We start from the raw sequence: 9,290 nt of genomic DNA on the forward strand, positions 1-9,290 counted from the left end.
GTATAGCGTTGGTAACGGCCGTTGAGGAGCCCCCGGTTTACGCCCATTGTCCAGAAGCCACCCCGGGCGGACAATAGTCCGATGAACCCTACACTTGTCCACACGCTTCCAGAACAACCGCTGGCAATTATCGGTGATATTCATGGCGAGATCGAAGCCCTTGATGCACTGCTCAAGCACCTGAAGCACCACCCGGTTTTCAAGCACCGCCTGTTGGTTTTTATTGGCGACCTCTGCGACCGTGGGCCCGATAGCGTCGCTGTCATCCAGCGAGTGCAGTCACTGGTAGACGAAGGACGTGCCCTGATGATCTTGGGCAACCACGAAATCAATCTTCTGGCACACGATGCCAAGGACGGCTCCGGTTGGTACTTTGACAGCCGGGAGGCTGCCGACAGGCCCTACTATGCCCCATTTAAGCGGGCAAGCGCGTCACAACGTCCGGCAATTCGCAACTTTTTCTGTCAGTTGCCCATGGCCATCCAGATGCCGGGCCTGCGCATTATCCACGCAGCCTGGGACGCTGCATCGATAGAAGCCATTGCACAGGTTCCACTAGGCACCATTCTGAGCTATATCCACGAATGCGATCTCAAAATACAAGAGCTTGCAAAAAAAGACGATCTTCATGCACGCTATATCGCCGAACGTGAGCGTTGGCAGAAAGAACTCGAAGATCCCAATAATCCGCCTCCTTATCTTGATGCGGTCGCAGACTTTGAATCCCTGCAACATCGCTGCAGCCCAATCAAGCGGCTCACATCAGGCATCGAAGCCCGAAGCCCACAGCCGTTTTACTCTGGCCACCGCTGGCGCTACTCCGACAGAATTACCTGGTGGGATCAAGACCCAGACCCTACCCCTGTGGTGTTTGGACACTACTGGCGGCTTTTTCAACCCCCTACAAAGCTGGATACCTGGCGCTATGGCCGCCTGTTCCAGAACATCACGCCAACTGCCTGGCACGGCAATCATCACCAGGCCTTTTGCCTGGATTACTCCGTGGGTGCCCGCTGGAGCGAACGCGCACAAGGGGGCACAGTCAGTGCGCAGCGTTATCGCCTTGCTGCCCTGATGTGGCCCGAGCGCGAGCTTGTTTTCGACGACGGTCAGCAGCTTCCCACTACTTAAATCACCCTGTGGATAACTCTAGAGCGCCGAGCATGTGCATGGCATGTGGATGAGAGTTGCATAAGTAGGGTTCTGCTGTACCTGGCAAAAAGTATCCCCAATTGGTCCTACAGGCAGTCACAGATTCATCCACCGAAAAAAACAAGCTAGCACATTGATAAAACTGATTTTTTTCACTTATGCCACTTATCCACAGGGCTCCATTATCACTATCAGTTAGATATAAAAGATAAGAACAAACAAAACATACTGATTGTCAGCAGCAACGCCCGCTAAACGCGGGCCAGGCGCTCGATCGCAAAATCCAGTGTGCTATCCTGCTTCGCGAAGCACAGACGCAACAGGTGATGATTGGCCTGAGATGCATCGGGATTTTGATAAAACGCAGAGACGGGAATACTGGCCACGCCCGCCTCCTTCGTCAGTCGAATTGCCAGAGCCTTTTCCGACGTGTTGCCAACTGCTTTTGTGTCGACTAGTAAAAAAAACGTGCCTTCACACAGCAGCGGCCGAAATTTGCTGCCCTGCAAACCTGCTACCAGGCGATCACGTTTTCGTTGGTAAAACGCAGACAGTTGTGCAATGACTGAGCTATCTTGCAGATAGGCGGCTATTCCGGCCTGAACAGCGGTGTTAACCGAATACACCGCAAACTGGTGCACTTTTCTGATTTCCCTTGATATCTCCACAGGCGCACAGCAATAACCAACTTTCCAGCCAGTTGCATGAAGCGTTTTTGCAAAGGATGAAATCAGGACGCAACGGGCTGCCAGGCTTGGCCGGTTAACCGGGCTGAGATACGGGCAGTTATCAAAGACGATATGTTCGTAGGCTTCGTCGGACAATAGTAAAAACGGGTACTTTTGCGCCAGGTTTTCAAGTGCATCCAGGTCTTCTGCAGTTAGCACTCCCCCACCTGGGTTATGCGGAAAGTTCAAAATCAGCAACCGCGTGCTTGGATTTAATTCGGTTGCCACTGCATTCCAGTCCAGAGTAAAGCCGGGATGTTCTTCTGAGGGCGGCAGCATGGCTGCCCTCCTTACGATTCCGCCGGCCAGTTGCACGACAGGCGCATACATGTCGTAGGCAGGGTCAATCACGATCACTTCATCGCCAGGGTGTACCAATGCCAAAATGCTCGCGGTCACGGCCTCGGTTGCGCCCGAGGTCACGGTAATTTCTGTGTTTGTGTCGTACTCGCATTGCTGATGTGCCAGAACCTTGTTGTGGATCACTTCGCGTAGCGCCTGGATGCCTTCCATGGGTGCATACTGGTTTGGTCCGTGTTGGATGGCATTGCATACTGCCTCCAACAAATCCGAGTCTGGTTGGAAATCGGGGAACCCTTGGCCAAGATTAATGGCCTGGGTTGCCCTGGCCAGTTGGCTCATTTCACTGAAGATTGTGTCGCCCACTAAGGGCAGCTTTGAGTCGATTTTGATCATAAATGTTGGATTTAAAATACTTTTTTAGGGTTGCTGGCAATTATTTATGCACAATTTCGCCAGCCCGGATACAATCACGCATAAGGGAAAACTATGATTTGACTTTTGAGCGGTCGTGGTTATTCTCTTTGTTGCAATGCAATTCAAGCAGCACGCACGTCTCGCAGTAGGCTTGCCCTGTCGCATACCGCTACTCAGGCACGATCTGTTCCGTTTCCGCGTTCTTGATTCATTGTTGTTATCTTTCTTTTATTTAGGACGTACCAGATCATGGCTCAAACGGGCAAAGTCAAATGGTTTAATGCTGAGAAAGGCTTCGGCTTTATCACTCCCGACGCCGGCGGTTCCGACGTGTTTGCACACTTCTCAGCCATCGAAGGCCGCGGTTATCGCAGCCTCAACGAAGGCCAAGCAGTTGAGTTCGAAGTCAAAGATGGCCCCAAGGGTCCTCAGGCGGCTGAAATCCGCCCGATGTAAGGCTTCTTGCTTTAGCTGCACCAGGCACCCTCACGGGTGCCTTTTGTTTTTGGTCACGTGAAAGTTTTACCCGGTTTTACACAGGCTGTCCACAGGCTATCCACATGGTTATCCCCAATTCGACAATCAAGGGATTTGCATCAATAACTGACGTTTCACGTGAAACATATTCGTTTATGTATCTTTTCCGATCTGAGCATAATAGGCTTTCCGTCGCATTCACTTACTGAAATTTGAATATCATGTGGAGAATAATTTATCTGGTGTTATTTGGCACTACGCTTGATTAGACGGCAGGTATAGATTGATAGCTTTGTTCTTCAAAGGACAATTTGGCTTTGGTGTGCTGGTGTTCTGTTAACCGTTAGCTTTTATGGTGTTCAGAGTCTTGCGTCCGTAATGATGCACAGCCCGAAATCTATGGTTACTAGATGCTCGGGATAGTTTGATCTTCCACGTGCTGGTTATGTTTCACGTGAAACTATTTAATGATCAGCGTTGTTAGATGATCGGCTTTGATTACCGTTCTATTTCAGCTAGGAGTAGATGCCGCTAACAATTGAATTCTGCTGGCCTTTGTGTTGATTAAGTACCCTACCCTTGATCAGACATGGGTCGTGTTTCACGTGAAACACCAGACCTTAAAGCCAAAATAGATAGGTATTCGTAATCGGCAACGGCGCTGAAGCATAAATGGCTAGCAATAAGTAGGGCAGCATTCCTACTTACAGCAATAGCCTCATACCGTTCTCCAGTAACATTGAGCGTATCTTTAAAGAACTTAAGCCGTCGATATTTGCTTGGTGCTAGCTGACTATTGATGTCTCGGTCTGAGATAAAGTAGTGGCGTATGGCCTATAGGAAGTTTTAATTTCTTTGATGTTGTACCGGGCACTGTTAACACTGCCCTGCGCCTCTCAGGCAAGCATTTTTCTGCATCTTATTGCGTCCGCAAAAAGCGTGATCTTGTTTCACGTGAAACATAGTGATTTGAGAGTAGGACGTTTTATAATGTCCTTACTCTCTATTGGTTTTATTCATGAATTACTCTGAAGAATTTGATGTGCTGGTAATTGGCGGTGGCCATGCCGGCACTGAGGCCGCGTTGGCAGCTGCACGCATGGGTGCGTCTACCTTGCTGCTTACCCATAATATGGATACTCTGGGCCAGATGTCCTGCAATCCGTCCATTGGCGGTATTGGCAAAGGACATCTGGTTAAAGAGATTGACGCCTTGGGTGGTGCAATGGCCTGGGCCACAGATCATGCCGGGATCCAGTTCAGAATCCTGAATCGATCCAAGGGCCCGGCTGTCCGCGCAACCCGCGCACAGGCAGATCGCTCTCTGTATCGCCGTGTGATCAGAATGACATTACAGGGCCAGGAGAACCTAACGATTTTTCAGCAGTCTGTCGATGATCTGATCCTGGAGAGAGATCGGGTTGTGGGCGCCAAAACCCAGATAGGGCTGGTGTTCCGTGCAAAAACCGTGGTATTGACGGCGGGGACATTTCTAAATGGCCTGATGCACGTTGGTTTGTCTCATTATGCTGCTGGTCGTGCCGGAGACCCCCCGGCCACCAGCCTTGGGCAGCGGCTGAAAGAACTTAAACTGCCACAAGGCCGTCTTAAAACGGGTACACCCCCCCGTATTGATGCCAAGACCATCGATTTTTCGAAAACGCAGGTTCAGGCGGGTGATTTGGATCCTGTCCCTGTCTTCTCATACCTGGGAAGGGCAGACATGCACCCAGACCAAGTGCCTTGCTGGATCACGCATACCACAGAGCAATCCCATGAGATTGTGCGCGCTGGCCTGGACCGTTCGCCGCTTTACAGCGATCAGGGCACCATCGAAGGGATTGGCCCGCGCTACTGTCCATCGATCGAAGACAAAATTCATCGCTTTGCGGATAAAACCAGCCACCAAGTATTTTTAGAGCCCGAAGGTGCATCCTCGTGCGAGATCTACCCCAACGGGATTTCCACCAGCCTGCCGTTCGATGTGCAGTATGCGCTGGTGCGCAGCCTGCCGGGGCTTGAAAACGCACGCATCATGCGGCCAGGCTATGCAATCGAATACGATTACTTCGATCCGCGCCATTTGCATGCCTGGCTCGAGACCAAAGCCATTTCAGGCTTGTTCTTCGCCGGCCAGATTAATGGCACTACCGGCTACGAAGAAGCTGCTGCTCAGGGCTTGCTGGCGGGTGCCAACGCGGCATTGCGTGCCGGGGGCAGGGAGCCTTGGACGATTTCCCGGCAAGATGCATATCTTGGCGTCTTGGTAGATGACCTTGTAACAAAAGGTGTTACAGAACCTTACAGAATGTTTACATCGAGGGCGGAATACCGCCTGAGCCTTCGAGAAGACAATGCAGATCAGCGCCTCACCGAGTCGGGCCGCAAGCTGGGCCTGGTAGACGACATTCGCTGGGCGGCCTTTTGCCGCAAGCGCGACGCCGTTGCCGCCGAAATGCAGCGACTGCAAGACACCCGAATCAACCCTGCGGTGCTCTCGGCGCACGACCGCGAGCAACTGGCAATCCAGCACGCGGATCGCCATCCCAGTTTGCTGGATCTCCTGCGTCGGCCCAATGTGCAATATGCCGATCTCATGACCCTGCAAAGCACAGAGGGTGTCGCGCTGGCAGGCCCCGGCCTGGCAGATGCCGACCAGGCCGAACAACTCAACATCCAGGTGAAGTACGCGGGCTATGTCCAGCGTCAGCGCCTGGAGATCGATCGTCAGCACGCGCAAGAAAGTCAAAGCATCCCGGGCGACTTTGATTACGCACATATCTCAGGCCTGTCCAACGAAGTACGCCAACGCCTGCAGATTGCCCGCCCAACAACGGTGGGGCAGGCCAGTCGGGTGTCGGGTGTCACTCCCGCGGCGGTATCTCTGTTGCTGGTGCACCTGAAGCGCTCACAAAGAAGCCAGCCAGCGGCATGACGGCAGACTTCTCTGAATTCCGCGACCGTTTATACGCAGCCCTGGCAGCGCTGAATATGGCGGCGGATGCTGATCGTGCAGACCTTCTGCTGGGCTATCTGCAGCAGCTGCAGCGCTGGAACAAGGCCTATAACCTCACGGCTATCCGCCAGCCGGCAGAGATGCTGGTTCAGCATCTGTTTGACAGCCTGACCGTTGTACCGATATTGCGGCGGCACCGGGCGGGCCGTGACACCTCCGTGGCAGATATGGGTTCGGGCGGCGGTTTACCGGGTATCATTCTGGGGATCTGCGAGCCAGGCTGGCAAGTGGTGTGTGTTGATGCAGTGGGCAAAAAAACCGCTTTCATCCGCCAGGCTGCCGGAGTGCTGGGTTTAAGCAATGTCCGTGCTGTTCACGGCCGTATCGAAACCCTAGATAGCCTGCAAGCGGATATCGTGGTCTCCCGTGCGTTTGCGTCCTTGCAGGATTTTGTTCAGGTGTCTGCCCATCATTGTGCGCCGGGCGGCGCGTTGTGGGCCATGAAAGGCCAGTATCCCGAAAACGAAGTCGATGCCCTGAAGAGCACCCAATGGATGGTGCGTTCCGTGGCCCATCTGCAGGTACCCGAAATGTCAGCACAACGTTGCTTGCTAGAACTCGGTTTGAAGGAAACCCATGACGCTTGAAACCCAAACACCAAGGGCCAAGGTTTTTTGCATCGCCAACCAAAAGGGTGGGGTGGGTAAAACCACCACAGCCATCAATCTGGCTGCGGCGCTGGCACTACACAGGCAACGCGTGCTGCTGGTCGACCTCGATCCCCAGGGTAATGCCACCATGGGCAGCGGTATTGATAAAAATACCGCAGATATCAACCTGTACCAGGTGCTCATTGGCGAAGCCACCGTCGTACAAGCGCGTTTGCGCTCGGAAACCGGGCAGTACGATGTGCTGCCCTCCAATCGGGAACTTTCGGGTGCTGAGATCGATCTGGTGGGTATGGAACACCGTGAGTCACAGCTTAAGCGTGCGCTGGATCAGGTGGCTGAAGACTACGATTTCATCCTGATCGATTGCCCGCCCACGCTGTCGCTCCTGACGCTCAATGGCCTGGCGGGCGCCCATGGTGTCATTATTCCCATGCAGTGCGAATACTTCGCGCTCGAGGGGCTGTCTGATCTGGTCAATACCATCAAGCGGGTGTTTCGCAATCTCAACCCTTCGCTCGAGCTCATCGGTCTGTTGCGCGTGATGTTCGATACCAGGGTTACCTTGCAGCAACAGGTGTCCGAACAGCTCGAGTCACACTTTGGCGATAAGGTCTTCAAGACCATGATTCCCCGCAACGTGCGTCTGGCAGAAGCGCCCAGCCACGGGATGCCGGGGGTGGTGTACGACAAGTCGTCAAGGGGTGCCAAGGCGTATCTGCAATTTGGCGAAGAACTGATTAAACGTGTTGGCGGCAAGGGCCGCCGACGCGCTGCCTAACGCAGGCAGCTTCAAGACACAGGATTTCCAATGGCTACACGCAAAAAAGGCTTGGGTCGGGGATTAGACGCACTGTTGGGCGCTGATCGTCATGCACTGGATCAGGTAGGTACACAAGACAGCGATACGCCTCACCAGCTGTCCGTCAAGGTTCTGCGTGCGGGGCGCTACCAGCCGCGCACCCGCATGGATGAAGGGGCCCTGAACGAGTTAGCAGAGTCCATCCGCGCACAGGGCATCATGCAGCCTATCCTGGTGCGCCCACTGGCGGCCAAGCCGGGACACTACGAAATCATCGCCGGCGAGCGCCGCTTTCGGGCGGCCCAACTGGCGGGCTTGGCCCAGGTGCCTGTACTGGTGCGCGAGGTCGACGACGAACACGCCGCTGCGATGGCGCTGATCGAAAATATCCAGCGCGAAGACCTCAATCCCCTCGAGGAAGCGCATGGGGTCAAGCGTCTGCTGGATGAGTTTGGCCTCACCCACGAACAAGCTGCCACGGCCATTGGTCGCTCGCGCTCGGCCACCAGCAATCTGCTGCGCCTGCTTAACCTGGCAGAGCCGGTCCAAACCATGCTGCTGGCAGGCGACATCGATATGGGTCACGCCCGTGCACTGCTGGCCACCGATGCGGCCCGGCAAATTTTGCTGGCTCAAGAGGTCATTACTCGCCGGCTGTCGGTGCGTGAAACCGAAAAACGCGTGGCTCGTGCCCTGCGCGAGGACGACGAGGCCGTCGTCACGCCCGCCGGCCGTGTCGCCCGCGCCAATCCCAAGCCGGGTGGCGGCGATCTTGGCCGTCTTGAAAAAGCCTTGTCCGACCATCTGGCCACTCGGGTCCGGATCAAGACCGGGGCACGCAAAGGCGGCCAACTGGTCATTGATTTTTCAGACTGGACGCATTTGGACGCCCTACTGGATCGCCAGGGACTCGGTCAGGTGCTGGCCGGCCAGGATCAGAGCGCCTGAGGTACCGTGGCGGGGGGTTGCAGAGGGGCTTGTCGTAAAGCCTGGCTTCTCCCGGTTCGGCGGCCCTCCCGGTGGTCGGGCTGCCCGGCCCTTCCTCGTCCAGCGGGGCGGCCCGCGAACTCGGATCGCTATGCGATCCTCAGACAGCGCGGGCCGACGTCCCCCCGCTTCCCTTCGGAAGCCGCCGGCGCCTCTCATGGTCGGCGCCAGGCTTTACGACAAGCCCCTCTGCATGCTTGGCCAGTCAGTCAACTTGACACGAAAAAAAAATATCTTCATAATCCGTAGTTCGCTTCGGTGGGGTGCCCGAGTGGTTAAAGGGGGCAGACTGTAAATCTGTTGGCCTTGCGCCTACGTTGGTTCGAATCCAACCCCCACCACCAAGCGGCCTTGTTTTCTTTGCCTTTGGCAAAGAAAACACATCAGCAGGGATACCGAATCGCGGGTGTAGCTCAATGGTAGAGCAGAAGCCTTCCAAGCTTACGACGAGGGTTCGATTCCCTTCACCCGCTCCAGCGGGTTTTTGTTGGTGACATACACAGATACCGCCCATGTGGCTCAGTGGTAGAGCACTCCCTTGGTAAGGGAGAGGTCATGCGTTCGATCCGCATCATGGGCACCAATATTTCGACCAGCGCTCATTTTTTCAGGAGTCAGTCATGGCAAAAGGTAAGTTTGAACGGACCAAACCGCACGTAAACGTCGGTACGATCGGGCACGTTGACCACGGCAAGACGACACTGACGGCGGCCATCACCACGGTGCTGGCCAAGGCGAGCGGTGGCGAAGCCCGCGGCTACGACCAGATCGACAACGCGCCCGAAGAAAAGGCGCGTGGCATC

Annotated in this window: 8 protein-coding genes and 3 tRNA genes; 10 read left to right on the forward strand and 1 reads right to left on the reverse strand. The window is 54.8% G+C overall.

All coding sequences use genetic code 11. From position 1 onward, the window contains the following. The first annotated feature begins 81 nt into the window (after nucleotides 1–81). Nucleotides 82–1,131, forward strand: coding sequence for a metallophosphoesterase (locus ABS758_RS05445; RefSeq protein WP_350381293.1), 1,050 nt, complete (start codon nucleotides 82–84; stop codon nucleotides 1,129–1,131). Nucleotides 1,132–1,403: 272 nt separating this feature from the next. Here ABS758_RS05445 and ABS758_RS05450 read toward each other — a convergent pair whose 3' ends face one another. Then, nucleotides 1,404–2,576 carry a methionine aminotransferase gene (locus ABS758_RS05450; RefSeq protein ID WP_350381295.1) on the reverse strand — a complete coding sequence of 391 codons (1,173 nt, stop codon included), beginning with the start codon at nucleotides 2,574–2,576 and terminating at the stop codon, nucleotides 1,404–1,406. Nucleotides 2,577–2,846: 270 nt separating this feature from the next. Here ABS758_RS05450 and ABS758_RS05455 point away from each other — a divergent pair, with 270 nt between their 5' ends. The 9 genes from ABS758_RS05455 to ABS758_RS05495 form a co-directional block, all read left to right on the forward strand. Further along, the gene (locus tag ABS758_RS05455) at nucleotides 2,847–3,053 is read left to right on the forward strand and encodes a cold-shock protein (RefSeq protein ID WP_350381297.1); all 207 of its coding nucleotides are present in this window, start codon (nucleotides 2,847–2,849) and stop codon (nucleotides 3,051–3,053) included. A 1,039-nt stretch (nucleotides 3,054–4,092) separates the two neighbouring features. Continuing rightward, nucleotides 4,093–6,009 (forward strand): tRNA uridine-5-carboxymethylaminomethyl(34) synthesis enzyme MnmG, encoded by a 1,917-nt coding sequence (gene mnmG, locus ABS758_RS05460; protein WP_350381298.1) that lies wholly within the window; start codon nucleotides 4,093–4,095, stop codon nucleotides 6,007–6,009. After that, entirely contained in the window at nucleotides 6,006–6,677 is a 672-nt protein-coding gene (rsmG, locus tag ABS758_RS05465; RefSeq protein WP_350381300.1) for a 16S rRNA (guanine(527)-N(7))-methyltransferase RsmG, read from the forward strand. Before mnmG ends, rsmG begins: the two co-directional genes overlap by 4 nt. Continuing rightward, entirely contained in the window at nucleotides 6,667–7,479 is an 813-nt protein-coding gene (locus ABS758_RS05470; protein ID WP_350381302.1) for a ParA family protein, read from the forward strand. The genes rsmG and ABS758_RS05470 overlap by 11 nt, the downstream gene beginning before the upstream one ends. 30 nt (nucleotides 7,480–7,509) lie before the next feature. After that, complete coding sequence (locus ABS758_RS05475; protein WP_350381304.1) at nucleotides 7,510–8,448, forward strand: ParB/RepB/Spo0J family partition protein; 939 nt, start codon at nucleotides 7,510–7,512, stop codon at nucleotides 8,446–8,448. A gap of 296 nt (nucleotides 8,449–8,744) precedes the next feature. After that, a tRNA-Tyr gene (locus tag ABS758_RS05480) sits at nucleotides 8,745–8,831 on the forward strand. Between the two features lie 58 nt (nucleotides 8,832–8,889). After that, a tRNA-Gly gene (locus ABS758_RS05485) sits at nucleotides 8,890–8,963 on the forward strand. A gap of 32 nt (nucleotides 8,964–8,995) precedes the next feature. Then, nucleotides 8,996–9,070: transfer RNA gene (locus tag ABS758_RS05490), tRNA-Thr, on the forward strand. 37 nt (nucleotides 9,071–9,107) lie between these two features. Further along, on the forward strand, nucleotides 9,108–9,290 hold a 183-nt coding region (locus tag ABS758_RS05495), incomplete at its 3' end, for a GTP-binding protein (RefSeq protein ID WP_350381306.1).

The sequence above is a fragment of the Castellaniella sp. FW104-7C03 genome (assembly GCF_040276085.1).
Lineage (GTDB): Bacteria > Pseudomonadota > Gammaproteobacteria > Burkholderiales > Burkholderiaceae_B > Castellaniella.